The following is a 25,131-nucleotide window of genomic DNA, read 5'->3' on the forward strand; positions in this document are numbered from 1 at the left end:
GTCATTTGATCCTTTCAATGGCCTGCGCCGCCGCCGGCAGCGATCTCGGCGCTGCCGCCCTGCGGAGCTGATTCCGCACCGCCGCCATAGATCGCGGCGCTGACATTTGCCTGAGCCAGCCAGAAATCGCGCTTGGCGTTGGCCGCTTCCAGCGAGCCCGCCAGCTTTTCGCGCACGTCTGTCAGCAGTTCGAAGGTGCTGGTGATCATGCCGTTGTAACTCAGCAGCCCTTCCTCCTCGATTGTCCGGCGCAGCGGCAGCAGCACGTCGCGGTAGTGGCGCGCAATCTCGTAAGAGGAGTGATAGGCCAGCTCTGCGCTGCGGGCTTCTGAGCGGACAGTGACCGCCCGTTCCGCCAGCGCATTGGCCGCCTGCATGTAGGACAGCTCCGCCTTACGCATCCGCGCTTTGCCGGTGTCGAAAACCGGAATGGCGAACTCCAGTTCCAGCTGCGGCAGGGTTTCGGTGTCTGTCACCCCGTCCTCCCGCTCGCGCTCGGACTCGGCCCCAGCGATCAGTTCCAGGTCGGTGACCAGCCGGGTCCGGTCTGTCAGGCCAAAAGCCCGAGCCTGCGCTTCCAGCCCCAGCTTGGCCACCTGCAGGTCTACCCGGTTCTGCAGCGCCGCCTTTTCGATGGCCGGCACTTTGCTCAGCGATTTGGGCAGCGGCGGCAGCGCATCGGGCACATAGTAATTGGCATCGCTGCCCCACAACCCCATCAGCCGGGTCAGCTCCTCCTTGGCAAGCTTTGCCTCCAGCCGGGCGCGGGCCACCTGCCCTGCAAGCTCCGCGTTAAAGGCGAACTCCCGCGCTTGGCTCGCCTTGTTCAGCGCGCCGGTCCTACCCAGCTGGCTGGCCAGCTCTGCCCCCGCCGCTGCTGTCTCGCCAGCCTGGCGCAGATAGCTCAGCCGCTCAAAGGCCGCCACGGCGTTGATCCACGCCTGCCGGGTTTGCCCGGCCAGCGCCAGCGTGTCGTTCACCGCGTTCAGCTGCGCCTGCTGGAACTGCGTCTCAGCCACGGCGATGCGCTGCTTGCGGGTCTTCACGTCCAGCAGGTTCACAGCGATGGTGGATTCCAGAGCCCGGTACAGGCCCAGTTCCGGCGCGCCGATCCCCATCAGGCCGATAGCGACCACCGGGTTCTCCGGCGTCATCTGCTGCCAGGCCTCCGCCGCCGACAGCCCGACTGCGGCATAAGACGCCTGCAGCCCCTTGTTGTTCAAAAGCGCCGCCTGCACCGCGGTATCGGCAGAGATTGTCTTGCCCTGCACCAACTGCCGGACTTCTTTCGCCAGCGCCTCGTTCTGGGCCTGTGTCCGGGCAAAGGCCGTACGCTTGCCGATCGCGGCCGCTGTCTGGCTGGCGACCTCCTGAAACCCGGCCTGCGGGCTGGTGTATTTCTCCGGCACCGCCGCCGAACAGGCGGCCAGCACCAGGGGCGACGCCAAAAGAACGCGCCAAGTTTTCGCTGTCATCAGTGGCGCTCCTGCTGCTGCTCGTTGACACCGCGCCAGGACACAGGGCCGCGGGGCGTGTGGTTTTCAAATCCCCTGAAAGGGGACTGGTAATTCAGAGACCGGTAGGGGCCGGAGGGCGCGGCAGCACGTTGCAAGGCTGCGGTATCGGGCAGCGCCGCCGGTGACTTGGCGCACGCCCCCAGCAGCAGGGCGCCTGCCCCGGCCAGTAAGAGAGATTTCATGTGTTTTTCCTAAGAAATATCTGCGCGGCTCCTGCATGGATGTGCAGGAGTGATTAGCGGCCGTCAGAAACGGTTCAGATGTCTCAGGCTTTTGGCGGGCGCAGCAGGGAATTCTGTTGCCGGGACGGCAGCTGCGAAGCTTCTTGCCTCCAGCGCACTGGGCGCTTGAGGGCGATTTCCCCCGGCTGCAGGGAGATCACCGCAACCGCCATACAGGCGCCTGAGCAGCAGTTTCCAGTGTCGCCGGCGTTTTGCGGCGCCCCCTGGGGCTCATGCGCCCCTGCCTCGGAAAGGTCTTGCGCCGCAGCGGTTACGGCAGCGCCGTCATGATTGCTGCCACTGTGCACAGACGGCGTGTTGCCGTGATGCCCTGCAACGGCATGCGCGGCGGATGGCAGCGAAAAGCCCAGCACAAGGATCACTGCACATGCAGCAGCCACCCTGATCAGCCGGAAGATATGTGCCAGAAACGCCATGCGGGTATTTCTCCTGACAGGACCGGCCCGCGTCAAGACGCCAATGATGCATTCAGCGCACAAATTTGCGGTTTTCTGAGGTGTTTTCCCCGGTTCTGCCAGGCTGATCGCGGGCGCCCGCATCGCCCCGCAAACCCTCCCGCGCAGGAGGGTCGCAGCGGACCAGAGGTGGCGATTCGGGCGCTGAACAGGCCGGCAACGCAGGTTCATTCGCGGCCCCTGAAGCGCTTGATTTCGCAGTGCCGGCTGGATCAGGAAGCTGGTCGCCCGCGGGCGTCCGTCAATCTGCCGCGCCACCCGCGCTTGGGAGAGGCCGGTGCCACGGGAGACAGATCCGCCAAGGACTAGGTCAGAACGCGCTCCGTCACGGCGGTGCCCAGCAGCACACCGCCAAAAGCGCGCGGTTTAGCACGCGTGCGAGATGGCCGCTATCAAACAGGTGCCATACGGCGGCCCTACCGCTGGCTCAGGCCAGAAGCCCCTTCGGTCCGCCGCACTAGGTGCTGTTTACTGAGAGAGAGCAAAGGGCAGCTAACGGTCCCCGGCAATCGGCGGGAAACAACCTATGGAAGATTCCGCAACTTGCCACGGTGCAGCCCGTAAAATACTTCCGTCGGCGAAGCACCGGTTCCATCCACCGGCTCCCTCTTCAGGCTTCCGCCAAACTGTTGTGCCAGAGACGTTCAGCAAAACTCCGCGCCTCGCTAAAATTTAGTTGCACAAGCAAGTTGACGAATCGCACGCTCTTACTCATCTTCACACCCACAGATTGTTTGCACATGCATTCAGGTGGAGGTTTAAGTGTATTTACAGCAACTAACGGACTCATTGAAGTCGATTGCCCAAACGGATCCGTCCCGCACGGCTCTCTCCTGGCCTGGCAACGAAATGAGCTACAGCGGCCTTTGGAACATGGCGCAGGATCTGGCTTGGCAATTTCCGGAAAGTGTAACGGCCGGAAGTCTCGTGCTGGTCGAAAGCAGGAGGACCCCCCGCTTCACGGCTCTTATGATCGCCCTTGGATTGTGCGGCGCCACGCCGCTCGTGGTGCCGGACCGGCTTGGCGGTGAGCTTAAGGACAAGCTGATCGCCCGCTCAGGCGCCAGCCACATTGCCAGCTTCACGGATGCGGGAAGGCTGAGGGTTGCGGAGACCGGACAGGCCCCGAAGCTTCCCGCCGGCGAGCAGGTCCCGCTCTGCCTGACAACCTCAGGATCGACCGGGGTTCCCAAAGTGGTGGTGCTCAGCAAGACCGGGGTGAACGCTTTCTTTGACTGGGCACAGGGCTGTTTTTCAATCCAGCCCGGCACCAGGATCCTCAGCATCGCCCCATTCAACTTCGATCTGAGCCTGCTGGAACTCTGGGCGGGCCTGGACGCGGGAGCCGAAGTCATCCTCGCCGATCCCGAACGGTCGGCGGAACCCGGATACCTTGCGGATCTCTGCGCCGAGGCGAAGCCGGAGATTGTCCAGGCAGTCCCCCTGTTTCACGAGCGCCTCTGCGCTGCGCGGCGCGCTGACCCGGGGTTTTCACCGCGCCATGTCATCGTGACCGGCGAAGCGGCACCCCGCGCCTTGCGCCGGCAGATGGCCGGGCAGTTCCCCTCCGCGGTCTTCCACAACATCTACGGCAGCACCGAAACCAACGACAGTTTCATCCTGACGCTGGGCGCCGAAGACTTCGCCGCGGCAGAAAAGCTGGGGATCGGCAGGCCGATCGCAGGCACGGACTATTACGTCACCGAAGACCCGGACGAGCCGGGAACCGGCGAGCTGTTCACTGCGACCCCGTTCGCCGCCAGCGGCTATTCCGACCCCGAACAGACGCTCAACGCCTTCCTGCCCCGGCTGGAGAACGAACGTCTGGTCACCTATTTCCGCACCGGAGACCGGGTGCAGCGGCAGCCGGACGGGTCCCTGCTTCTGATTGGCCGCGCAGATTACGTGGTAAAGCTGCGCGGCGTGCGCACCAATCTTCTGGATGTCGAAGACGTCATCCGCTTGCATGAGGCGGTGCGCAACGTGGCCACCGTACCCTACCGCGACATTGTCAGCGGCCAGCAGCAGCTGCTTGCCGTGGTGGAAGCCTGCGCCGGAGCCTCCGTATCCAACCTGCAAATGCGGGCCCACTGCGCCCTGCACCTGCCCAAGAGCGCCCTGCCCAGCCGCTACGTGCTGACGCAGGAGCCTCTGCCCAAGACCTCAACCGGCAAAATCAACCGCGGCGCTGTGCAGCGCCTTTATGCCCCCAAACCGGAGAAAAACGCATGACCATGCGACAGACGATCAAATCCTTCATCTGCGAGGAGCTGCTGGCCGATGACATTGCGGTCTCAGACCTTGAGGATGACTATGACCTGCTGCGCAACGGCGTGGTCGACAGCCTCTCGCTGGTCCGCCTGGTCGCCTGGACCGGCGAAGCCTACGGCGTCCCCATCAACGAGATTGAGATCGCACCGGAAGATCTGGCCACAGTGGCAAAGATCGAAGGCTTCATCGCGCGCCACACCAGCGTCCCCGCCTGAACCCGCGCCTGAATTTCTGGCATCACAAATTTCCAAAAGGACTACCGCAATGTTTCTTCGTGATATTTCCAGCATCGAAGCCGTCAATTGGGGCAATGGCACCAGCGTGCGGCTGCTGACCAAAGCCGACAATATGGGCTTTACCGTCTGCCACACCGTGGTCAACCGCGGTACTGAATCAAAGCTGCAGTACCGCCGCCACCTGGAGGCCTGTTACTGCATCAAGGGCCAGGGCAAGGTGGTCAGCGCCGACGGCCAGACTGTCCTCGAAGTCCTGCCCGGCTCTCTGTATGTGCTGGACCAGCATGACGCCCATCATTTGATTGCCGATCCGGAAGAAGACCTGCATCTGGTCAGCGTGTTCAACCCGCCTCTCGACGGCACCGAGCATCACCAGCTCGATGCGGCCGGGTATTCGCAGTACTGAACCGGGCTTGCACATCATGTTGGATATTGCTTTTGACAAGGGGGACAGTCCCCTTGCGGCCTCCATCGGCAAGGCTGGCCAAACCTGGAACAGCAGTGCGGAACCGCCCGCACCGGACTGTCCGCGCTGGCAAGCCCTCAGCGAAACCGGTCTGTTCCGGCTCGCCTGCGACCGCGATAAACCTTTTGCGGAGCGAAACATCGGCATCATTCACGCGATGGAGCGTTTGGGCGAAGAATGCCGCGATGGCGGCTTCACTTTCGCGGTGGCGACCCACCTCGCCAGCACCCTGACAGCGCTCGACAGGTTCGCCAGCGCCGAGCTGCGCGCCGAAGTGCTGCCGGACCTGGTGGCCGGGCGGCGCATCGGCGCCCATGCGATCAGCGAAGCGGAAGCCGGGTCTGACGCGCTGGCCATGACCACCACAGCCCGCCGCGACGGTCCGGACTATGTGCTTGACGGTGACAAGGCTTTTGTCACCAACGGACCCATCGCGGATGTCTTTGTGATCTATGCCAGAACCGCCGGCACCGGTGCCGGCTCAGTTTCCGCCTTCCTGGTGGACCGGGACACGCCGGGCCTGACGGTCGCCGGGGCCAAGCCCCTCGTAGGCTTGAAAACCTCCATGAACGGGCCGCTGCAGCTGCGCGGCTGCCGGGTGCCTGCCAGCCGGCTGATCGGGCGCGAAGGCGCGGGTTTCATGGTGCTGAGCCATGTCATGAAGCAGGAGATCCTCTATTCCTTCATGGCCAATGTCGGACAGATGAAGCACACGCTGGCGCGCTGCGTGCGCCATGTGCGCAGACGCCGGCAGTTCGACCGCCCGATCGGCGATTTTCAGGCGGTTTCGCACCGCATCGCCAATATGAAGATGCGCTACGAGATTTCGCGGCAGTGCATCCTGACCGCCGCGGCCCGGCAGGCCCGGAACAAGGACGTGACCAGCGATGTGGCGATCGCCAAGATCTACGTCAGCGAGGCGCTGCTGGCCAATGCCATTGATGCGGTCCACCTGCACGGCGGGGTTGGCTACCTTGAGGAGACGGGCCTCGGCGAAGGCGTCGCGGATGCCCTGGCCGCGCCGATCTATTCGGGCACCAACGATATCCAGCGCGGGCGCATCGCCGCAATGATGGGGGTTGGATCATGAACGGCCTGGCGCCGGAGCAGCGCGCCGCCCTCGCCGCCACCGGCGTGCTCGACCTCCAGCACCCGGAGGTGCGCGCAGCCGCGGAACGGGCGCTGGCGGACGGCGCGGAGGATGACACAGCCAAGGCGGTCGCCTTCTACTACGCCGTGCGGGATGGAATTTCGTACGAGGTCTTCGGCACCGGGCTGTCGGAAACCGACTTGAAGGCCAGTTCGATCCTCAAGGCGCGGCGCGGGTTCTGTCTGCACAAGGCCATCTTGTTTGCGGCGCTGTGCCGCTCGCAAGGCATCCCCTGCCGGATAGCAGCGGCGCGCGTGCGCAATCATATCTCCTCTCCGAACCTGACCAAGCTGGTGGGCGGAGATGTGTTCCTGCACTGGTTCAACCAGGTCTGGCTTCAGGGAAGGTGGATCAAGGCCGCGCCGGTGTTCAACCGGCTTCTGTGCCGGATCTACCGCATTCCGCCGCTGGAATTTGACGGCACCGGCGACGCTTTCGTCCAAGGCCACGTGGCAGGCCAGGAGATGCAGTATCTTGACACGCCGGTGCTGTTCGAAGCGCCAACGGCAGAACAGCTGGTGCAGCATGTTGCCAGCCACCACCCCTTGATGGTGCCTGCCAGCCTGCGCGTGCCCCGTGAACGCGAGATAGCGGCGCTTTAGCGCCGGCCTCAGCCCTCTCTCACTCAGGAAAACGAACCCGTGAAACAAATCCACGTCTATTCAGATTTCGTCTGCCCCTACTGCCTGCTGGCGGAGCCTCTGATCCGCGACGCCGCCGCAGCAGAAGCGGCAGAGATCGTCTGGCATCCGTTTGAACTGCGCCCCGATCCGGTCCCGACCCTGCGCCCGGAAGACCCCTATCTGCCTGCGGTTTGGCAGCGCTCGGTCTACCCTCTTGCCGAACGGCTGGGTCAGAAGATCACCCTGCCCACGGTTTCCCCGCAGCCGCGCAGCGCCCTCGCCTTTGAAGGTTTCGCCTTCGCCAGCGACCACGGCCGCGGCCATGAATACACGCTTGCGGTCTTCAACGCCTTCTTCGCGGAGGATCGCGACATCGGCGACATCGGGGTCTTGGCCGCGCTGGCCGAAGCGGCCGGGCTGGATGGCGCCGCGCTGCGCCAGGCGCTGCAGGACGGGCGGTATCGCGCCCGCCACGCCGAAGCCCTGCGCGAAGCCGAAGCGCAGCAGATCAAGGCGGTGCCCACCATCGTGATCGGCACCACCCGCATCGAAGGGATGCCCACGGCCGAGGGCCTGCGCAACGCCCTGCAATCTCTTGCCGCGGAGGAACAGGCATGAACGGCGGCATTCTCGCACCGGAGCTCGCCGACCGGCTGATGCAAGATGTCGTCGCATTGTCCGCAGCCCGGGTGGCGGAAGGCGGCGTGCCCTTTTCGGCCCAGGTGGTCACCCCGGACGGCCGGGTGCTGGGTTCTGGTGTCAACACGGTCCTGGAGGATCACGACCCCACTGCCCATGCGGAGGTCTGCGCGATCCGCGATGCCTGCGCACGGCACGGCCGCACCAACCTTGCGGGCACCGTCCTGCTGGCCTCCGGCGAGCCTTGCGCGCTGTGCTACATGGCGGCGTTATTCGCTGGCGTGTCCGAAGTCCTCTATGCGGTCAGCGCCAGCGAGGCGGCCCGCTACGGCTACGGCTACGGCACATCCTACCGGCTGCTGTCCGGCTTCCCCGAGCATTTCCCCCTGCCGGCCCGCCATCTGGCGGTGCCCGGCGCCCATACCCCTTTTGAAAACCAATCCCCTCAGTTCAGGAGAGTTGAAAAATGACAATTCAAGACAAGATTTTCCGCCCCGACGGATGGTCGGCCACCGCGCGTCTCGGACTGGTGGTGCCGCATGCGGACGTGGGCCCGGAGGCCGAATGCGCCGCGCTTGGCGGCACCCAGGTCTCTGTCCACGGCGCCCGCATCAATTTCAGCGCCATGCGGGCCGGCGGCGAGATGGATCCGAAAATCCCCCATGATCCGGTGGAGAGCTTCACCCAGCCGCCCTACATCGACGACATTGCCGCCTCTCTCTGCGAGTCGCCGCTGACGGCCCTGGGTCTGGCGTTCACAAGTTCCGCCTACAAGCACGGCCCGGAGGGGGAGCGCGCGCTGGTGGAGCGCCTGCGCCCCCGCCTGAGAGGGATTCCGGTCGTCACCACCTGTCTTGCCGCCGAAACCGCCCTGCGCAGCCTCGGTATCAAGCGGCTGGCCATCGTGAACCCGGCCTGGTTTGACGAAGACCTCGATGCCCTTGGCGCGCGCTATTTCGAGGCAGCCGGCTTTGACGTGGTTCACCACGCGCCCTGCGGCCTGAAAAGCGGTCAGAAATACGTCTCCCCGCCCGCGCTTTACGACTGGATCAAGACCACGGTGGCCCCTTCCGGCGCTGACGCCGTTTTTGTCGGCGGCAACGGGCAGCGGGCGATTGGCGTCATTGATGCCGTCGAAAGCCAGCTGGGCCTCAAAATGCTGACCGCAAACCAGGTTTTGTTCTGGGGCGCCCTGCAGGCAGCCGGTGTTCAGCCGTCTGTTGAGGGATACGGGACACTTTTTTCTAAGAATGTAACGCCTGTGTGACTTCAAAGTCTGGCAAGTGGCGCGCAGAAGCAATATCCTTGCTTGCAAAAGCAAACGTGTACTGCGCGCCATGAGCAGGACGAAGGAGCCACGCAATGAAGCTAGATGTTTGGGATCAGATAACGGCCTTGTTCTACGGGATCGAAAACCAGCTCACGGAAGAGCTGCGCAGGACCAGCGACCTTGGCCTCAGCGAATTCCGGACCCTGAAACATCTGTCAGAACAACCTGACCTGGAGCTTCGGATGCAGGAACTGGCGGAATTTCTGATGCTGACCCAAAGCTCGACCACCCGGGTGGTCGAGCGGCTGGAAAAGCGGGGGTTTGTGTTCCGCGACAGCTGCCCCTCCGACAAACGAGGCAAGTACTGCGTCCTGAACGAGCATGGCAAGAAATACATCGAGGAAGCCGCCCCGGTATTCCAGGACTGCCTGGAGCGCGTGCTGAATAAGACCTTTGAGCAAAAAGAAGCCCGGGAGGCTGCCCGCGCTCTTTGCGTCTTGACCGAAGCCTGATGAAACATCCGGCGGAGGGCTTCCTCCGCCGGTGTCCAACCGAAGTGGCAGTCTCTCCAAATTAGGTGCATGCACAAATAAGCTTATTGACACGCGCTGCCGTCCCTCATTATGTTGCATGTGCAAGTAAATATATTCCGCCCTCCATTTCCACGGACGGGCCCACCCAAAATTGCCCCCGCCCCGCGCGCAGGGGGACAACCCGAAAGGAACAGTTATGCACTGGGTTTATCTGATGATCGCAGTCGTCTTTGAAATCACCGTGGCCATCGCCGCCGGAAAATCAGAAGGTTTCAAGAACGTCAAATGGACCACGATCACGCTTGTCAGCGGCGTGGTCGCAACCATCTTCCTCAGCCTCGCCCTGCTGACCTTTGACGTGGGCGTCGGCTACTCGATGTGGACCGCGCTGGCCGGGGTCGGGATCGTCGCGCTCGGCGCGATGTTCTTCAACCAGCGCCTGAGCTTCTCCAAGGGTGTCGGCATCCTGATTGTCATCGGCGGTGTTGTCGGCCTGCGGATGAGCGGCGCCGCGTGACCCGAATACCCTTCAATTTCCTGAACAGATTCAAAGGAAAAAATCATGACTGACACACAAACTTCTGCGTTCCCCGCGGCAGAGACCGGCAACAAGGGCGCCTGGGGCGCACTGCTGCTGGCCGGGGCTTTCGAGGTCGGCTACGCCCTGAGCGTCGGCGGCAGCCAGGCCTTCACCGTGCTGACCTGGTCGGTCTCGGCCATCGTGTTCTTCTTGCTGACGCTCTATTTCCTAAGCGTCGCACTGAAGACAATCGACGTCGGCATCGGCTACGCCGTCTGGGCCGGGATCGGCTCGATCGGCGCCGCGGTGCTGGGCGCCGTGCTGCTGGACCAGCCCTTGACCCTGGCGCAATCATGCTGGCTGGCGGTTATCATCGCGGGGGTGGTCTGGCTGAAACTGGCAGACAGCCCCAAACTCAAATAGACCAGCGCGCTCCGGCATAAGGGAGTGCCTCAGCTCCAGCCGGATCCGGCTTGGCCAACGCCCGCGCGCCCAGAAAGGCCCGGGCGTTTTTGCCGGCGGCACCGGATGGCAGATCAATTGCTGATGTTCTGACCGGCGCATCCGCGCTGCGAAACACGCAGGCCCTGGTCTCTCGACAAAGCACCGGAAAGCGACAATAGTCCAATACCGCGCCCATGGAAGAGCGGCAGGTATGACAAATACAGACATGGCAAGGCTGGCCGACCCGCTCGGGCAAGCAAGTATTCTCATCGTGGACGATGAGCCGGGCATGCGCAATTTCCTGGTGAAAACCCTGCGGCCGCTGTGCCAGCTGGCGGATGAGGCCGAAAACACCGAAGCCGCCGCCGCGCTGCTCAATACCCGGCAATATGACGTGATGATCCTCGACAACATCATGCCCGGCCAGAAAGGCCTGGACTGGCTGGAGGAGCAGCGGCGCGAAGGCGGCTTCACCGATACCATCCTGATCACCGCCTACGCCGACCTGCAAACGGCGATTGACGCTCTGCGGGCCGGTGCGTCGGATTTCGTTCTGAAGCCTTTCCGCTCCAACCAGATCCTCAATGCCCTGCGCCGTTGCATCGAGACCGCCCGGCTGAAGCGCGAGAACATGCTGCTGCGGCGGGAGCTGGAAAGCACTGGCGTCGGGCGCCGGCGCCGCCGCGAGCTGGTCGGCGCATCGCCCGCCATCAGCCAGGTGCGCGCCCTGCTCGACCGGGTGGCACAGGTCTCCACCCCGGTGCTGATCACCGGCGCCTCCGGCACCGGCAAGGAGGTCGCCGCACGCCATCTGCACGCCCGCTCCAGCCGCGCCGGAGCGCCTTTCGTGCCGGTCCAATGCGGCGCCATACCGGCGGATGTCATAGAATACGAGCTGTTCGGCCACGCCCCCGGTGCTTTCCCCGGCGCGCCCGCGGGCCGCGAAGGCCTGCTGGCCTCGGCGCAGGGCGGCACCGTCTTCCTTGATGAGATCGGCGAACTCACCCCCTCGGCGCAGAACGCGCTGCTAAGGGTGCTGGAGGATGGCCGCATCCGGCCGATCGGCACAGAACGGACGGTTCAGCTCGATGTCCGCTTCGTGATGAGCTCCAGCCGCGCGCTGCCGGAGGCGGTGGCCGCGGGACATTTCCGTGAGGATCTTCTGTTCCGCATCAACGTGATCGACGTGGCAATGCCGCCGTTGCGCGAGCGCGGCACCGACATTGTTGAGCTTGCCGGGCTGTTCCTCGACGAAATCTCTGCCCAGCTGCAACTGCCGCCGCTGGAGTTGTCCGCAAGCGTCAAATCCGCCCTGCTGCGCCACGACTGGCCCGGCAATATCCGCGAGCTGCGCAACTTTATCGAGCGCTCGCTGATCTTCGGCAGCTTCTCCCTCGACACGCTGGCCCCGCCCCGTCCGGCGGCTGACATCCTGCCGCTGGAAGAGGTGGAGCGCCGCGAGATCCTGCACGCACTGGAGGCCGCCGGCGGCAACCGCAGCGAAGCGGCGCGGCGTCTGGGGGTCTCGCGCAAGACCATTGACCGCAAATGCGCGGCTTGGGGGCTATAGCCGGTGCCAAGGCTGCGCTCCTTGATGCGGTCGGTCCGGGTCCGGCTGCTGCTGATCGCGCTGCTGCCGATGCTGGTGCTGATGCCCTTGCTGCTGGGCCTTGCCACCTGGCGCTGGTCGGAAAAGACCGACGGCCTTCTGATCAGCAAGGTGAACGGCGATCTGACCATTGCCGACCAGTATCTGGCCAGGCTGACCGCCACCTCGGGCGAGCTGCTGGACGCGGTGGCGCAATCGGTCCGCTTCCGCAGCGCGCTTACGGCGGGCAGCACCGCGGATTTCCTGGCACAGGAACAGGCCCGGCTCGGTCTTGATTTCCTCTATCTGGCCGGCCCTGAGGGCCGGGCCGGGTTCTCACCCGCGGACTGGCCCGTCCTGCGCGGCGCGCTGCAGGGCCAATGGCAAAGCGCGGTCGACATTCTGGACGCCGCCCAGCTGGACGCGCTGGCCCCCGGCCTTGCCGCCCGCGCCGCCATCCCGCTGGTGGCGACCGAAGCTGCACTGCCCACCGACCGCACCGCCGAGACCCGCGGCATGATCATCCACTCTGCCGCACCGGTGGCCCTGCCAAACGGCCAGACGGCGGTGCTGGCGGGCGGGCGGCTCTTAAACCGCAACCTGGACTTCATCGACACCATCAACGCGCTGGTCTACCGCGAGCAAAGCCTGCCGGAGGGCAGCCAGGGCACCGCCACGCTGTTTCTGGAGGACGTGCGGATCTCCACCAATGTGCGGCTGTTTGAAAACGTGCGCGCGCTTGGCACCCGGGTCTCGGCAGAGGTGCGCGGCCAGGTGCTGGGGCGCGGCGACGTCTGGCTGGACCGGGCCTTTGTCGTGAACGACTGGTACATCTCCGCCTACGAGCCAATCCTCGACAGCCGCGGCAACCGGGCCGGAATGCTCTATGTCGGCTTTCTGGAAACCCCGTTCCGCCAGGCCAAGCGCAGCACGGTGCTGACGCTCGGCGGGGCATTCCTGCTGATTGCAGCAATGTCGGTGCCGATTTTCCTGCAATGGGCCGGGCGCATCTTCCGTCCGCTTGAGGGCATGACCCAGACCATCGCCCGGGTCGAGCAGGGCGATCTGGCCGCCCGCAACCAGCCCCAGCAGGACGGCGGCGAGATTGCCCGGGTGGCGGCGCATCTGGACAGCCTGCTGGACCAGCTGCAGGAGCGCGACCGGCAGTTGCGCGGCTGGGGCGAAAGCCTGGAGGCCAAGGTCGAGGAGCGCACCGCCGACCTTCGCGAGGCAACCCGGCGGCTGGAACGGACCACCGAGCGGCTGATTGTCTCCGAGAAGCTCGCCGCGGTGGGCGAGATCACGGCCTCGGTCGCGCATGAGATCAACAACCCGGTGGCGGTAATCCAGGGCAACCTGGACTTGGCCCGCACTGTTCTGGGCCGCCATGCGGAGCCGGTCGAGGAGGAGTTCCGGCTGATCGACGATCAGGTCTACCGCATCGGCGTGATTGTCTCCAAGCTGCTGCAATTCGCCCGGCCCGAGGAATACTCCGGCGCCGCAGGCCTGATTTCCCCGGCCGAAGTTGTGGCAGACTGCCTGGTTCTCACCCGCCATCAGATCGAGGCCACGGGGATCGAGGCAGAGGCGCATCTGGCCAGCACAGGCCAAGTCAGGATATCGCGCACGGAATTGCAGCAGGTGATCGTCAATCTCATTCTGAATGCCGTGCAGGCGATGCCCGGCGGCGGCCGCCTCACCCTGACCGCTGAGGATACCCCGGACGGCGTGCTGCTGGCCGCCGAGGATACCGGCACCGGCATCCCCGCGGACCTGTTGAACCGCATCTTCGATCCATTCTTCACCACCAAGCAGGCGCAGGGCACCGGGCTGGGCTTGTCGATCAGCCACCAGCTGGTGAGTCGCGCCGGCGGGCGCATCACCGTGCAGTCAGAACCCGGACAGGGCACCCGGTTCGAAATTTTTCTGCCCTCGCCAGCCGCCGCCTGATCCGGACAAATTGGCGCAAAATTGCAGGCCCCGGTTTCCCCCCTGCGGACAGAATGTCCCGCAACTGCCGGCAGGCGCCGGGCCGGACAGACAAAGTGCCCACACAAGCATTTGTTATTAAACAATTATTTATTTGACAGCTGGGCCATACGTCTTCCTTTGTCAAGCTACGGCACATTGCCGCGGGCCATTCGGGGCGGCCGCAATAGGAGGTTGCAACCGCCGGAACAGCACTAGGGAGGACACCACATGAGTACGCCATCATCCGGCGCGCTGAGCTTTCTGCACAAGCACCACATCACTGCCAAACCCGGCTTCAACCGCTGGCGGGTGCCGCCGGCTTCCATCGCCATCCACCTTTGCATCGGCTCGGTTTATGCCTGGTCGGTGTTCAACCCGCCGCTGACCCGCGAGCTGGGGGTGGTCGCCTCCAGCGCCGACGACTGGAGCCTCAGCTCTGTTGTCTGGATCTTTTCGGTGGCTATCGTCTTCCTCGGGCTGGCTGCCGCCTTTGCCGGCAAATGGCTGGAGGAAGTCGGCCCGCGCATGGTCGGTGTCGTGGCGGCGCTGCTGTGGGGCGGCGGCTTCATTGTCGGATCATTTGGCATCTCCAGTCATCAGCTGTGGCTGGTCTATCTGGGTTACGGCGTGCTTGGCGGCTGCGGACTGGGGCTGGGCTATGTTTCGCCGGTATCAACGCTGATCCGCTGGTTTCCCGACCGGCGCGGCATGGCAACCGGCATGGCCATCATGGGCTTTGGCGGCGGCGCGATGATCGCCGCTCCGGTCAAGGGCTGGCTGCTGGATTTCTATGAAACCGCCCCCACCTATCTTGGCGCCCGGGATGCGGTGCAGACCGTAGTCGAAAACGGCCGGGTCTTTGCCGAAACCGCACAAGGCAAGATCGAGGTGGTAATCGCCAGCGCAACCCAGGCCGCCGAGTTCGGCGGCGAGGCCGGCGCCTATGTTGTGGGCACCGGCAATACCGGCGCCGCCCAGACTTTCATGACCCTGGGCATCGTGTATTTCGTGGTGATGATCCTGGCCGCCTTCCAGTACCGGGTCCCGGCCAAGGACTGGAAGCCTGAAGGCTGGGAGCCGAAACCCGCCGCCTCGGGGCTGGTGACCCAGAACGACGTGCATATCGACCAGGCACTGAAGACACCGCAGTTCTGGCAGCTGTGGGTCATGCTGTGCTTCAACGTGACCGCAGGCATCGGCGTGATCGGGGTCGCCAAGACAATGATGTCCGAGATCTTCGGCTCGGTGATGCCCTTGGTGGCAACCGCCGCCTTCGCCTCGACCTATGTCCTGATGATTTCGGTCTTCAACATGATCGGCCGGTTCTTCTGGGCTTCTGCCTCGGATTACATCGGGCGCAAGGCGACCTACATGTGCTTCTTCGTGCTGGGCACTGCGCTCTACCTGTCGATCCCCTACTTCGCCTCTGCCGCCGCGGCCAACCCGTCACTGGTCTATCTGATGGGCTTCTATCTGGCGACGATGCTGATCTTCTCGATGTACGGCGGCGGTTTCGCCACAATCCCGGCCTATCTCGCCGACATGTTCGGCACCATGCATGTCGGCGGCATCCACGGCCGCCTGCTGACCGCCTGGTCTACCGCGGGCGTGCTGGGGCCGCTGGCGATTACCTCGCTGCGCCAGATGTCGGTGACCAGCGCGGTCCAGGACCTGGCCGCCAAGGTCGATCCTGCCGCCTTTGCCGCGAAATTCGGCGCGCCTGTTGCGCAGCTGGACCAGCTGGTGGCGGCCAAGACCGTGACGATTGCCAAGCTGATGGAAATCGCACCAGCCGGCACCGTGGACCCGACCCCCAGCCTTTACAATACAACGATGTATTGCATGGCGGCGCTGCTGGCGGTGGCCTTCTTCGCCAACCTCCTCATGCGCCCGGTGAAGGAGCACCACCACCATGACGAACCGGAACTTTAGGCCGTTCCGGGAGAGTAAAGCCGCCAGCCGGGGCGCCCTCAGCGCCCCGGCTGCACATGCAGCCTGCATTCAAGACAGCCGGTTTACGAACAGAGATCGAAGTTGTTGCCGCAGCAGCCGGATGTGCCGCAAGCTTTGCGAAGATAACGCCCCTGCCCCAAGGCGCTTGCTGCCCCGGCATTTTTCATTTGACTGGTGCGCCTGCCATCCGGCCGGCACTCTGAACACGGGTTCTGATGTAGCTTGCGCGTCAGCCTCCACGGAGAAACCCGGTTCCTCCCGCGCCAGGCGCGACCCTCCCGATTTCACCGCTCCGGCGCATCCTTTCATTTCGCGGGTGTCAGATCACCGTCCGGCCGCAGCCCGGAAGACACGAGGTCTTCCGAAGTGAAAATCAGGGAAGGCTTCGCCACTGGCGGAACAGGAGGCGCGAGCGAGGATGTTGGAGACACGAAAAAGGAAAGGTTCTGCCGCAAATGGCAAAACTATGTGTCGCCCGACAAGAAGTGTCGGGCGACACATAGTTTCTCCTTTTTAGGGAACTTGGCTGATTGATTTTAAAGGGAAATATTTTCATCCGAAGCAGCTAAGTTACCTTTAGCGACTCACAGATTTACCTTTGGATGAAGCAGACATTCATGCAGCGCGCGGCGAAACCGGGCTTCGAGCCCATATTACCGAATGCTGCGCGAGAGAAATGAACGCGTAGGAACTGTGTAAAGCCGCCATTGGCCGAAGTTCTGCGCCCCTGGTCAGGACGCGATTTCCCTTGCCTGCTCGCGCAGGGTGAATTTCTGGATCTTCCCGGTTGAGGTTCTTGGGATGGCCGTGAAGATAAACTTCCCGGGGACTTTGTAAGGCGCAAGGTGGTCGCGGCACCAGCTGCGCAAGGTTTCTGCGTCCGCCTCGTGCCCCTTCGCCAGTTCGACAAAGGCACAGGGGGTTTCACCCCACTTTTCATGCGGCATTGCCACCACAGCAGCCACCGCAACCGCAGGGTGGCGGTAAAGCGCCTCTTCGACCTCGATCGAGGAGATGTTCTCGCCGCCCGAGATGATGATGTCTTTGGACCGGTCCTTAAGCTGGATATAGCCGTCAGGGTGCATGACACCCAGATCGCCGGAGTGGAACCAGCCGCCGGCAAAGGCCTCCTCAGTGGCCTTGGGGTTGCGGAAATAGCCCTTCATCACGACATTGCCGCGGAACATCACCTCGCCCATGGTCTGGCCGTCGCGCGGCACCGGCTGCATCGTCTCCGGGTCCAGCACATCCAGCTGTTCCAGCGGCAGGTAGCGCACGCCCTGGCGCGCCTTCAGTGCGGCCTGTTCGGCAGGCGGCAGATCCGACCAGCCGCTGTGCCAGTCATTGACCACCGCAGGGCCGTAGGTTTCCGTCAGCCCGTACAGATGGGTCACGTCGAAGCCTGCGGCCTTCATCCCGGCCAGCAGGCTTTCGGGCGGCGGCGCGGCGGCGGTGAAGAACTGCACTTGCTCGGCGAGATCGCGTTTCGCCTCCTCCGGTGCCGAGATCAGCAGCGACATCACGATGGGGGCGCCGCACAGGTGGGTTACTCCCTCGTCTGCAAGAGCGTTCCAGATCGGTTCGGCCCGCACCTGCCGCAGACACACATGGGTGCCTGCGATGGCGGACAGGGTCCAGGGGAAGCACCAGCCGTTGCAGTGGAACATCGGCAGGGTCCAGAGATAGACCGCGTGTTTCTGCATCGAGGTGGTTAGCGCGTTGCCCTGCGCCAGCAGATAGGCGCCCCGGTGGTGCGAGACCACGCCCTTGGGGTCGCCGGTGGTGCCGGAGGTGTAGTTGATCGAGATCGCATCCCATTCGTCTTCCGGCATCAGCCAGTTGAAATCGGGGTTGCCGCGGGTCAGGAACACCTCGTAGTCGGCGGCCTCCACGTCTGTCTTCGCGCCGTCATACTCTGGGTCATCATACTGGATCAGTACCGGCGAGACCGTGGCAAGCGCCAGCGCCTCCTGCATCAGCGGCATGAATTCCCGGTCCACGATCACCAGTTTCGACATCGCGTGGTCGAGCTGGAACGCGATCACCGCCGCATCCAGGCGCGTGTTGATCGAGTGCAGCACTGCGCCGCACATCGGCACGCCGTAATGGCACTCCAGCATCGCCGGCGTGTTGGGCAGCAGCGCCGACACGGTGTCGCCGCGGGTGATGCCGTTCTTGGCCAGGGCCGAGGCAAGCCGCCGCGAGCGCGCGTAAAACTCCGCATAGCTGCGCCGCAGGGACCCATGCACGATCGCCGTGCGGTCCGGAAAGACGCTGGCGGCGCGTTCCAGGAAGGTCAGCGGTGTCAGCGGCTGATAGTTCGCGGGGGTGCGGTCCAGACCGGTGTTGTACGGGTTGTCCGTCATGATCTTAGTGATCCTGCCATTTGGGGCTGCGTTTTTCGAGGAAGGCGCTGATGCCCTCTTCGGCATCGCGGGCGAGCATGTTGTCGACCATCACGCTGGAGGCATAGGTATAGGCGTCGGTCAGGGGCATTTCCCGCTGCGCATAGAAGGCGCGTTTGCCGGTGGCCAGGGTCATCACCGACTTGGACGCGATCTTGCGGGCCATTTCCATCGAGGCCTCCCGCAGCCCTGCGGGCGGAACGGCGCGGTTGATCAGGCCGATCTCCTCTGCCCGCCGGGCCGGGGTCATGTCGCCGGTCAGCAGCATTTCCATTGCATGCTTGCTGGTGACATTGCGCGACAGGGCCACCATCGGCGTCGAGCAGAACAGGCCGATATGCACCCCCGGTGTGCTGAACTGCGCGGTATCCGCCGCAACGGCCAGGTCACAGCTGGCCACCAGCTGGCAGCCCGCCGCAGTGGCGATCCCCGTGACCTCGGCAATCACCGGTTTGGGGCAGTTCACAATCGCCTGCATGGTGGCAGAGCACATCGCCATCACCTTGGCAAAATAGGCCCGCCCGCCGTCCGCAGCCGCGCGTCCGGCGGTCATCTCCTTCAGATCATGCCCGGCGCAAAAGGCCGGGCCGTTTGCCGCCAGGATGACAACGCGCACCTGCGGGTTATCCCCCGCTTCGGCAAAGGCTGCAGCCAGTGCCGCCAGCATGGCTTCGGACAGGGCATTGCGCCGCCCGGCATCGTTCAGGGTCAGACGCAGGATGCCGGCGTCATCCAGGTCGCGCAGCAGGATATCGGTGTCTTGCACGGGGCTCTCTCCTGTTTTGAGGGTCAGTGAACGTTGATCTCGACGAAGTCAGCCAGTGTATTGGCGATGAAACAGTACCGGTGCGCCCGGTCCTGCATTTGCGCCAGTTCCGCATCATTGACCTGAAAGCCAGTGTCGAAACGCACCACCGGGTGCATATCCAAGCGGTTCACCGACATCTTGCCCTTCGGGTTCTTGCCCAGATGCGCCACCACATGATCATGGTAGCTGGCCACTGGCCAGCCGGCCTTGGCGGCCAGAGCAAGAAACGTCAGCATGTGACAGCTGGACAGGGCCGAGGCCAGCGCCTGCTCGGGATTGGTGCAGCTGGGGTCGCCGCCATAATCGGGGGCGGCGTCCACTTGCACGTCGTAGCCGTTGTTGAGCTGAACGGTATGCGCGGCCGTGTAGGCGCCGGGCTTGAGCTCAGGCTCAATGCGATGCCAGTGCAGATCGATCGAAATATCCGACATTTCCGTAAGTCCTCGTTCTGGCGTTAGCTTGCTGCGAGCGATTTCTTGGGGTCGTAGAAGGGGATTTCGACAATCGTGGCCTTTGCCGGGCCGCTGGCAGTCTTCACTTCGACTTCGGTGCCCAGTTCAGAACTCCCTGCCGAGACCATCGCCAGTGCGATGTTCTTTTCAAGGCGCGGCGAGTAGACGGCCGAAGTCACCTTGCCGACGGTGCCGCCATCTTTGGTGATCGGCCAGAAGGTGGTGTTGGGGCCTTTCAGCGGTTCACACTCGATAACCAGCCCTACCTGTTTGCGGCTGACACCTTTCTCCTTGATGCGGCGCAGAGCTTCCTTGCCGATGAAACCGGTTTCCATGCCGAGATTCACCAGCCGGTCAAAACCGAGCTCAAAGGGGTTGGTGTGGATGTCGGCATCAGCGTGATAGGACAGCATGCCGCCTTCGATCCGCCGGATCGAGGAGGTGTGGCCCGGCTGCAGGCCAAAGGGCTGGCCCGCCGCCATGATTTTTTCCCACAGCTCGCCTCCGCGCGATCCGTCCTGCAGGTACAGCTCATAGCCCAGCTCGCTGGACCACCCGGTGCGCGACACGATCAGCGGAATGCCGTCCAGATCAACCTCGCGCAGCCAGTAGTATTTCAGGTCCATGATGCTGTCGCCGAACAGCGCGCGCATGATCTCGCCGGACTTCGGGCCTTGCAGCTGCAGCGGCGACACATCGGGTTCGCAGATGGAGACATCCATGCCGGAATGCACCGCCACGCCTTGCGCCCACAGCAGGATGTCGCTGTCCGCCAGCGAGATCCAGAAGTGGTTTTCCGCCAGCCGCAGCAGGATCGGGTCGTTCAGAATGCCGCCGTCGGCATTGGTGATCAGGATGTATTTGCACTGGCCAACGGCCATTTTCGACAGGTCGCGCGGGGTGAGCATCTGCACGAACTTCGCCGCATCCGGGCCGGTGATCTCCACCTGGCGCTCGACCGCCACATCGCACAGGATCGCGTCGTTCACCAGGTTCCAGAAGTTCTGCACCGGATCGCCGAAATCGCGCGGGATGTACATGTGGTTGTACACCGAAAACCCCTTGGCGCCCCAGCGGACAGTGGCGTCGAAATAGGGGGATTTGCGGATCTGTGTGCCGAACCCGAAGCCGTCTGATTGCGTCATGTCTTTCACCCTTTTCACCGGCGGCCCGATCAGCCGCGGCCTGTTTGAACTGGGTGAAGGATTACCCCCGCAGTCAGGCCGGAAGCGGACTGAAAACAAGCTGCGGAAAGCCCGAACGGGCTGATGCCGGCGGGCTGGCAGACCGTTCAGGCGGGGTCCGTCATTTGCCCGGCCTGGCCGTCAGGCCGGAGAGATTCGGCTGGGCGGATTTGACGTGGCGCGTCACGATGTAGGTCATGTAGCGGTCAATCCCCAGTTCGGCCGACAGCAGGGTTTCCATCAGTTCCTGAAAGGCTGGCAGGCTTGGGGTGAAGACCTTCAGGACGTAATCCATGCCACCGCCTGTGGCGATGCATTCGGTGACCGCGTCCAGCTTCCGGATGTGGCCCTCGAAGCGATCAAAATCAGACTTGCGGTGATGGGTCAGCGAGACCGTCACGATAACCTGCGTGTAATCGCAGACCCGGTCGAGCGCAATGTCGGCGTGATAGCCGCGTATGAACCCGGCTGCCTTCAATTTCGCAAGGCGGGTCCAGCACGGGGTTGGCGACAAGTTGACGATCTCCGCCAGCTTGGTTTTGCTCAGCTGGCCGTGTTTCTGGACTGCACTAAGGATGCGGATATCGGTCGCATCGAGGCTGAACTTGTCCATGCATCAGGGCCTTTCAAAGCAAGGGTTTGGCGGTCCAATACAATCACCACCATCAACCCGGAAGCAACATCTTGCTCCAGCAAGGCTGGTTTGGCGCGCAGGCCACCGGCTGTCCTCTGGAGAAAACTGCGAAAGAGCGTCTTGCATGAAACCTTTAAAACCAACGGCCGCTGCGTCATGGTCAAATCCAGGCCTAAGAATTCCGGGGCGCTCCGCAGCTGACTGTTCTGAAAACCGGCTTAACCGGCCTATCGACTGCCGCCAAAAGGTGCAGTGAAGGTCCGGAAACCGCCCTTCCAGCGGGTCGCCGCAGACAAAACGCGCAGTTTGCCGCCTTTGAAGCAGCTTGCAGCGAATTTTCACTTAGTCCGCGACCTGTAAATTGCCTCATGGAGCGGTTATGGCTCCTGCTGAGGGCATTCTGCCCCTTGATAACGGGACCGTTGTTAAGGAACGACCCCTTTTGCTGGAGCAGGACTTGACTGTCTGGCTGGGGCAACTGCGCCTTCTGTAAGAGACAGTAGAAATCCGCGCGGGGCGCGCGGATTGCATATCCCAGGAGTCGGGACAGGGCATCGACGGGCTGCGCCCGCTCCTCCCTGCCCCGGCATTTTCTGTTTGATTGGTCCGCCTGCCATCCGGCCGGCACTCCGAACACGGGTTCTGATGTAGCTCGCGCGTCAGCCTCCACGGAGAAATCCGGTTCCTTCCGCGCCTGGCGCGGCCCCCTCCCAATTTCTCCGCTCCGGCCCCGTGTGTCAGATCACCGCCTGGCCGCAGTCCGGGCTGCGCCCACCCTGCTTTGCCCTCCGGAAGACACGAGGTCTTCCAAAGTGAAAATCAGGGAAGGCTTCGCCACTGGCGGATCAGGAGGCGCAAGCGGGGATGTTGGAGACACAAAAAAGGAAAGGTTCTGTCGCACATAGTTTTACCTTCCAGGCTCCGCTAAGCCCTTGATTTTAGGCCAGTGGAAAAATCGTGATCGCACCAGTCTTTCCTTTTGCGACTCATATACTTGCCATCGGCTGAAGCGGACCTTTTCGGCCAGCGCCGTTCAAATTTGGTCAGGAGCATATTTTCAATGCTGAGTGCCAGGCGCGAGCGACAGCTCAGCGCAGCAAACGGGCTTTGCAAAACTCTGATCGCGGTTCCAAAGCGGACTTATAACCGCCTCGCAACAAAGGGCCGGTCCGAGTCTAACTTGACCGGTGCGGCACCCTTTTTCATACGCCAAGAAGGCTCGGAAGACAGGCAAAATCTCATCGCACTATGCTAATTTGATTGGCCTCGCTATTGTACGGTGCAGCCGATCGAGCACCTGCAAGTTGCAGGCTTCCCTATTAAGTGATTAAACAGCCAAGATTGAACCAGTCGGTATACAGAAAGCATTATAATGGAAGCAATTACTGGTTTAGCACTCGAGACGATTGTTCCGGATGCAAACAAGGTAAGCTCAGACCATGGGATGTCAGCCTTGCAGAACGGCGAGTATATTCTGGTCTGGCGCGAGAGCGGTAGCGTTATCAAAGCGCAGATTTTCCGCCCGGATGGAAAGCCCAAAGCTGCGGCTTTTGATGTCAGCCTCAGCGCCAACGATGAAAACCGCCCGGATGTCACCACGCTAGAGGACGGCAGCTTTGTTGTTACCTACACCGCATTGCAAAGCTCTACTAATGCGTCGATCAACGCGCAGAGATTTTCGGCGGATGGCACTCGCATCGGAAGTGAGCTTACGGTGTTCCACGACCCCGATGACACCAGTTTTGACCCGGAAATCACCGCGCTGAACGATGGCGGGTATGTTGTCGTCTACAACGGTTTAGGACGGGACGACTCATATGTCAGCTACCACGCCCGCGTTTTTGACGTTGACGGGACTCCGCGCGGAAACGATTTTCGCGTAAATCAAACCACGGAGGGGTATCAGTCTTTTGGCGATGTTGCGCCACTAGAAGACGGTGGCTTTGCAGTAACTTGGAGATCGCGAGAGGTTGATGGCAGCCTCTACAGTGTCATGCTTCGGCTTTACAATTCTGATGGAACACCGCGAACATACGAGGCACAGGTCAACCAGTATTGGAATAATAGCCAATCGGATCCATCCATAACTGTTCTGGAGAACGGGAACATCCTGCTCACCTGGGTATCTGACGGCCAGGACGGCAGCAGAGAAGGTGTTTATGCCCGCATCATGAACCCGGATGGCAACCCGATAGGCGATGAATTCCAGGTTCATACTCAGACGTTGGATGAACAATACGCTCCGGAACTTACCGCGCTGTCAGATGGCGGTTTTGTCATCGTCTGGACGCATGTAACGTCTTCTGAAACCTCATCCATCATGGCGCAAAGATTTGCGGCTGGTGGTGAGCGTATAGGAGAGGAAGTTCAGCTTTCGAAGGGCAGCAATGACCTAGATGTCCGCCCAAAGATTACAGAACTTTCTGATGGTGTCATTTCTGTAAGCTGGCAGGATTATGACAGGACTACTTATACGGGGCAGCTTGAGACGAAGCTCTTTCTAACCCCGGCCTTAGCCAGTGACGGCGATGATGTTCTGTCCGGAACGAGATTTGGTGACCGACTTGATGGCTTATCGGGAAATGACAAACTGACGGGCCACGCCGGAAACGACTGGCTGATTGGCGGCATTGGATCCGACATTCTATTCGGCGGTTCTGGCCGCGATCACCTTAAAGGTGGTGGTGGCAGGGATCGCTTGAAAGGTGAAGGTGGCAACGACCGGCTTGAAGGTGGCGGTGGCAACGACCGGCTGGAGGGCGGAGCGGGTAAGGACCGGCTGATTGGAGGTAAGGGCAAAGACAAGCTGGATGGCGAGGGCGGCAATGACCGGATGACCGGTGGAGGTGGCAACGACACTTTCATTTTCTCAAGTGGCAATGATGTGGTGACCGACTTCAATGCGGCCAGCACTGGTGAACGGGTGGATCTTCGTGGAGTTGCGTCAATTAAGGGCTTCAACGATCTGATGAACCATCACGTCTCATGGGTGAACGGTGACGCGATCATCGACGATCTGAACGGCAACACCCTCACGCTGAAAAGTACAACGCTGAACAGCTTGGGGGCAGACGACTTTCTTTTCTGACCGACGCAGGGCCGTACGATTTCAAGGACTCCGCCAGAACTGGGTAGACTATCTCAAATTGTTGCGAGCATTCGGTCAACGGTAGCAGAGCTCCGCGTATCATTCATCGGTCTGTGCCTGGATGGATGTCCGCTTTTTCCTCCCTGTTAACCACGCCTAACGGCCGCTCTGGGCTGGATCCGCGCTTTTGCGCGCTCGTCTTGAACGCCTGTTCTTGGGTCGGCAAATCCCGAGCTTTCAGCTCGGTACCGGGCTCTATCCGGATAGCTCATTCTCCCTGCGGCCCGTGGGCGGCGGAACGCGTCTCGTTCCGAGCCACTTTCCACCGCGGCCACAAGTCGTTTTAACTACCCAGTTTCCGCCTCAGAAGGTAACGATCCCTTTTGCGGGAGCGGGACTTGTGCTCGGGGATCGGCCATTCACGCCTGGCGCGGCGAAAGCTAACGAAGAGCCCATTGCCGCCACCTCTACCCACACTGGATGCTGCAAGCGCACTGGACCGCTCGCAGCCCAAAGCGAACATGATCTGCGAATGTCCTCGACTACCCAAGTGCCATAATCTTAGGGGGAGAGCAGCCCAGAACGAACTTGGTAGACCTTCGCCGCGGGGGGAAGGAGGCGTTCGCAACGGCTGGCTCGAATGGCGACAGTGGACTTGCCCTGACCTGCCCCCCGCTGGTCC

At 62.5% G+C, this 25,131-nt stretch carries 22 protein-coding genes; 15 read left to right on the forward strand and 7 right to left on the reverse strand.

Annotated elements, in window-relative coordinates:
- Nucleotides 1-14 precede the first annotated feature (14 nt).
- Both B2P87_RS10190 and B2P87_RS10195 read right to left on the reverse strand, forming a co-directional pair.
- Entirely contained in the window at nucleotides 15-1,475 is a 1,461-nt protein-coding gene (locus B2P87_RS10190; RefSeq protein WP_141891356.1) for a TolC family protein, read from the reverse strand.
- Nucleotides 1,475-1,699, reverse strand: a complete 225-nt coding sequence (locus B2P87_RS10195; RefSeq protein WP_141891357.1) for a hypothetical protein — start codon at nucleotides 1,697-1,699, stop codon at nucleotides 1,475-1,477. The genes B2P87_RS10190 and B2P87_RS10195 overlap by 1 nt, the downstream gene beginning before the upstream one ends.
- Before the next feature lie 1,277 nt (nucleotides 1,700-2,976).
- Between B2P87_RS10195 and B2P87_RS10200 the strand changes: the two genes are divergently transcribed.
- From B2P87_RS10200 to B2P87_RS10265, 14 genes are all read left to right on the forward strand, one after another.
- Nucleotides 2,977-4,446, forward strand: coding sequence for an AMP-binding protein (locus B2P87_RS10200; protein ID WP_141891359.1), 1,470 nt, complete (start codon nucleotides 2,977-2,979; stop codon nucleotides 4,444-4,446).
- Nucleotides 4,443-4,700, forward strand: a complete 258-nt coding sequence (locus B2P87_RS10205) for an acyl carrier protein (protein WP_141891360.1) — start codon at nucleotides 4,443-4,445, stop codon at nucleotides 4,698-4,700. Before B2P87_RS10200 ends, B2P87_RS10205 begins: the two co-directional genes overlap by 4 nt.
- Before the next feature lie 49 nt (nucleotides 4,701-4,749).
- Nucleotides 4,750-5,127, forward strand: a complete 378-nt coding sequence (locus tag B2P87_RS10210) for an ectoine synthase (RefSeq protein WP_058285561.1) — start codon at nucleotides 4,750-4,752, stop codon at nucleotides 5,125-5,127.
- 16 nt (nucleotides 5,128-5,143) lie between these two features.
- Complete coding sequence (locus B2P87_RS10215; RefSeq protein ID WP_082649488.1) at nucleotides 5,144-6,277, forward strand: acyl-CoA dehydrogenase family protein; 1,134 nt, start codon at nucleotides 5,144-5,146, stop codon at nucleotides 6,275-6,277.
- Nucleotides 6,274-6,939, forward strand: coding sequence for a transglutaminase-like domain-containing protein (locus B2P87_RS10220; RefSeq protein WP_058285563.1), 666 nt, complete (start codon nucleotides 6,274-6,276; stop codon nucleotides 6,937-6,939). Before B2P87_RS10215 ends, B2P87_RS10220 begins: the two co-directional genes overlap by 4 nt.
- Nucleotides 6,940-6,978: 39 nt before the next feature.
- Nucleotides 6,979-7,578, forward strand: coding sequence for a DsbA family oxidoreductase (locus tag B2P87_RS10225; RefSeq protein WP_141891362.1), 600 nt, complete (start codon nucleotides 6,979-6,981; stop codon nucleotides 7,576-7,578).
- Nucleotides 7,575-8,069: a nucleoside deaminase gene (locus B2P87_RS10230; RefSeq protein ID WP_141891363.1), complete on the forward strand. Its 495-nt coding sequence runs from the start codon at nucleotides 7,575-7,577 to the stop codon at nucleotides 8,067-8,069. Before B2P87_RS10225 ends, B2P87_RS10230 begins: the two co-directional genes overlap by 4 nt.
- On the forward strand, nucleotides 8,066-8,866 hold the full coding sequence (locus tag B2P87_RS10235; protein ID WP_141891364.1) for a maleate cis-trans isomerase family protein: 801 nt from the start codon (nucleotides 8,066-8,068) through the stop codon (nucleotides 8,864-8,866). Before B2P87_RS10230 ends, B2P87_RS10235 begins: the two co-directional genes overlap by 4 nt.
- Nucleotides 8,867-8,961: 95 nt before the next feature.
- Nucleotides 8,962-9,381, forward strand: a complete 420-nt coding sequence (locus B2P87_RS10240) for a MarR family winged helix-turn-helix transcriptional regulator (RefSeq protein WP_141891365.1) — start codon at nucleotides 8,962-8,964, stop codon at nucleotides 9,379-9,381.
- Nucleotides 9,382-9,598: 217 nt separating this feature from the next.
- Nucleotides 9,599-9,919 carry a DMT family transporter gene (locus B2P87_RS10245; RefSeq protein WP_058285568.1) on the forward strand — a complete coding sequence of 107 codons (321 nt, stop codon included), beginning with the start codon at nucleotides 9,599-9,601 and terminating at the stop codon, nucleotides 9,917-9,919.
- A gap of 45 nt (nucleotides 9,920-9,964) precedes the next feature.
- Entirely contained in the window at nucleotides 9,965-10,345 is a 381-nt protein-coding gene (locus tag B2P87_RS10250; RefSeq protein ID WP_008557863.1) for a DMT family transporter, read from the forward strand.
- Between the two features lie 232 nt (nucleotides 10,346-10,577).
- Nucleotides 10,578-11,936: a sigma-54-dependent transcriptional regulator gene (locus B2P87_RS10255; RefSeq protein WP_141891366.1), complete on the forward strand. Its 1,359-nt coding sequence runs from the start codon at nucleotides 10,578-10,580 to the stop codon at nucleotides 11,934-11,936.
- A gap of 24 nt (nucleotides 11,937-11,960) precedes the next feature.
- Nucleotides 11,961-13,904, forward strand: coding sequence for a sensor histidine kinase (locus tag B2P87_RS10260; RefSeq protein WP_141891367.1), 1,944 nt, complete (start codon nucleotides 11,961-11,963; stop codon nucleotides 13,902-13,904).
- A gap of 249 nt (nucleotides 13,905-14,153) precedes the next feature.
- Nucleotides 14,154-15,857: an OFA family MFS transporter gene (locus B2P87_RS10265; protein ID WP_141891368.1), complete on the forward strand. Its 1,704-nt coding sequence runs from the start codon at nucleotides 14,154-14,156 to the stop codon at nucleotides 15,855-15,857.
- Nucleotides 15,858-16,609: 752 nt separating this feature from the next.
- Here B2P87_RS10265 and B2P87_RS10270 read toward each other — a convergent pair.
- The 5 genes from B2P87_RS10270 to B2P87_RS10290 form a co-directional block, all read right to left on the reverse strand.
- Nucleotides 16,610-18,244, reverse strand: coding sequence for an acyl-CoA synthetase (locus B2P87_RS10270; protein ID WP_141891369.1), 1,635 nt, complete (start codon nucleotides 18,242-18,244; stop codon nucleotides 16,610-16,612).
- Nucleotides 18,245-18,248: 4 nt separating this feature from the next.
- Nucleotides 18,249-19,049 carry an enoyl-CoA hydratase gene (locus B2P87_RS10275; protein ID WP_141891370.1) on the reverse strand — a complete coding sequence of 267 codons (801 nt, stop codon included), beginning with the start codon at nucleotides 19,047-19,049 and terminating at the stop codon, nucleotides 18,249-18,251.
- Nucleotides 19,050-19,072: 23 nt separating this feature from the next.
- Nucleotides 19,073-19,522, reverse strand: coding sequence for an OsmC family protein (locus tag B2P87_RS10280; protein ID WP_141891371.1), 450 nt, complete (start codon nucleotides 19,520-19,522; stop codon nucleotides 19,073-19,075).
- Nucleotides 19,523-19,545: 23 nt separating this feature from the next.
- Nucleotides 19,546-20,688, reverse strand: a complete 1,143-nt coding sequence (locus tag B2P87_RS10285) for a glycine cleavage T C-terminal barrel domain-containing protein (RefSeq protein WP_141891372.1) — start codon at nucleotides 20,686-20,688, stop codon at nucleotides 19,546-19,548.
- A 160-nt stretch (nucleotides 20,689-20,848) separates the two neighbouring features.
- A complete protein-coding gene (locus B2P87_RS10290) occupies nucleotides 20,849-21,340 on the reverse strand; it encodes an Lrp/AsnC family transcriptional regulator (protein ID WP_141891373.1) in 492 nt (163 codons plus the stop codon).
- A gap of 1,393 nt (nucleotides 21,341-22,733) precedes the next feature.
- On the opposite strand from B2P87_RS10290, the gene B2P87_RS10295 reads away from it, so the two are divergent.
- Nucleotides 22,734-24,449 carry a calcium-binding protein gene (locus B2P87_RS10295; protein ID WP_141891374.1) on the forward strand — a complete coding sequence of 572 codons (1,716 nt, stop codon included), beginning with the start codon at nucleotides 22,734-22,736 and terminating at the stop codon, nucleotides 24,447-24,449.
- Nucleotides 24,450-25,131: the final 682 nt, after the last annotated feature.

It is taken from the genome of Leisingera sp. UBA4491 (assembly GCF_002388965.1).
GTDB classification, from domain to species: domain Bacteria; phylum Pseudomonadota; class Alphaproteobacteria; order Rhodobacterales; family Rhodobacteraceae; genus Leisingera; species Leisingera aquaemixtae.

What these genes read in the sequence shown, in the direction of transcription:
- B2P87_RS10295 (WP_141891374.1), top strand. Translation starts at nt 22,734, where the DNA reads ATGGAAGCAATTACTGGTTTAGCACTCGAGACGATTGTTCCGGATGCA.
- B2P87_RS10220 (WP_058285563.1), top strand. Translation starts at nt 6,274, where the DNA reads ATGAACGGCCTGGCGCCGGAGCAGCGCGCCGCCCTCGCCGCCACCGGC.
- B2P87_RS10240 (WP_141891365.1), top strand. Translation starts at nt 8,962, where the DNA reads ATGAAGCTAGATGTTTGGGATCAGATAACGGCCTTGTTCTACGGGATC.
- B2P87_RS10250 (WP_008557863.1), top strand. Translation starts at nt 9,965, where the DNA reads ATGACTGACACACAAACTTCTGCGTTCCCCGCGGCAGAGACCGGCAAC.
- B2P87_RS10195 (WP_141891357.1), bottom strand. Translation starts at nt 1,699, where the DNA reads ATGAAATCTCTCTTACTGGCCGGGGCAGGCGCCCTGCTGCTGGGGGCG.
- B2P87_RS10280 (WP_141891371.1), bottom strand. Translation starts at nt 19,522, where the DNA reads ATGTCGGATATTTCGATCGATCTGCACTGGCATCGCATTGAGCCTGAG.
- B2P87_RS10205 (WP_141891360.1), top strand. Translation starts at nt 4,443, where the DNA reads ATGACCATGCGACAGACGATCAAATCCTTCATCTGCGAGGAGCTGCTG.
- B2P87_RS10285 (WP_141891372.1), bottom strand. Translation starts at nt 20,688, where the DNA reads ATGACGCAATCAGACGGCTTCGGGTTCGGCACACAGATCCGCAAATCC.
- B2P87_RS10290 (WP_141891373.1), bottom strand. Translation starts at nt 21,340, where the DNA reads ATGGACAAGTTCAGCCTCGATGCGACCGATATCCGCATCCTTAGTGCA.
- B2P87_RS10260 (WP_141891367.1), top strand. Translation starts at nt 11,961, where the DNA reads ATGCGGTCGGTCCGGGTCCGGCTGCTGCTGATCGCGCTGCTGCCGATG.
- B2P87_RS10255 (WP_141891366.1), top strand. Translation starts at nt 10,578, where the DNA reads ATGACAAATACAGACATGGCAAGGCTGGCCGACCCGCTCGGGCAAGCA.
- B2P87_RS10265 (WP_141891368.1), top strand. Translation starts at nt 14,154, where the DNA reads ATGAGTACGCCATCATCCGGCGCGCTGAGCTTTCTGCACAAGCACCAC.
- B2P87_RS10235 (WP_141891364.1), top strand. Translation starts at nt 8,066, where the DNA reads ATGACAATTCAAGACAAGATTTTCCGCCCCGACGGATGGTCGGCCACC.
- B2P87_RS10270 (WP_141891369.1), bottom strand. Translation starts at nt 18,244, where the DNA reads ATGACGGACAACCCGTACAACACCGGTCTGGACCGCACCCCCGCGAAC.
- B2P87_RS10210 (WP_058285561.1), top strand. Translation starts at nt 4,750, where the DNA reads ATGTTTCTTCGTGATATTTCCAGCATCGAAGCCGTCAATTGGGGCAAT.
- B2P87_RS10190 (WP_141891356.1), bottom strand. Translation starts at nt 1,475, where the DNA reads ATGACAGCGAAAACTTGGCGCGTTCTTTTGGCGTCGCCCCTGGTGCTG.
- B2P87_RS10245 (WP_058285568.1), top strand. Translation starts at nt 9,599, where the DNA reads ATGCACTGGGTTTATCTGATGATCGCAGTCGTCTTTGAAATCACCGTG.
- B2P87_RS10215 (WP_082649488.1), top strand. Translation starts at nt 5,144, where the DNA reads ATGTTGGATATTGCTTTTGACAAGGGGGACAGTCCCCTTGCGGCCTCC.
- B2P87_RS10230 (WP_141891363.1), top strand. Translation starts at nt 7,575, where the DNA reads ATGAACGGCGGCATTCTCGCACCGGAGCTCGCCGACCGGCTGATGCAA.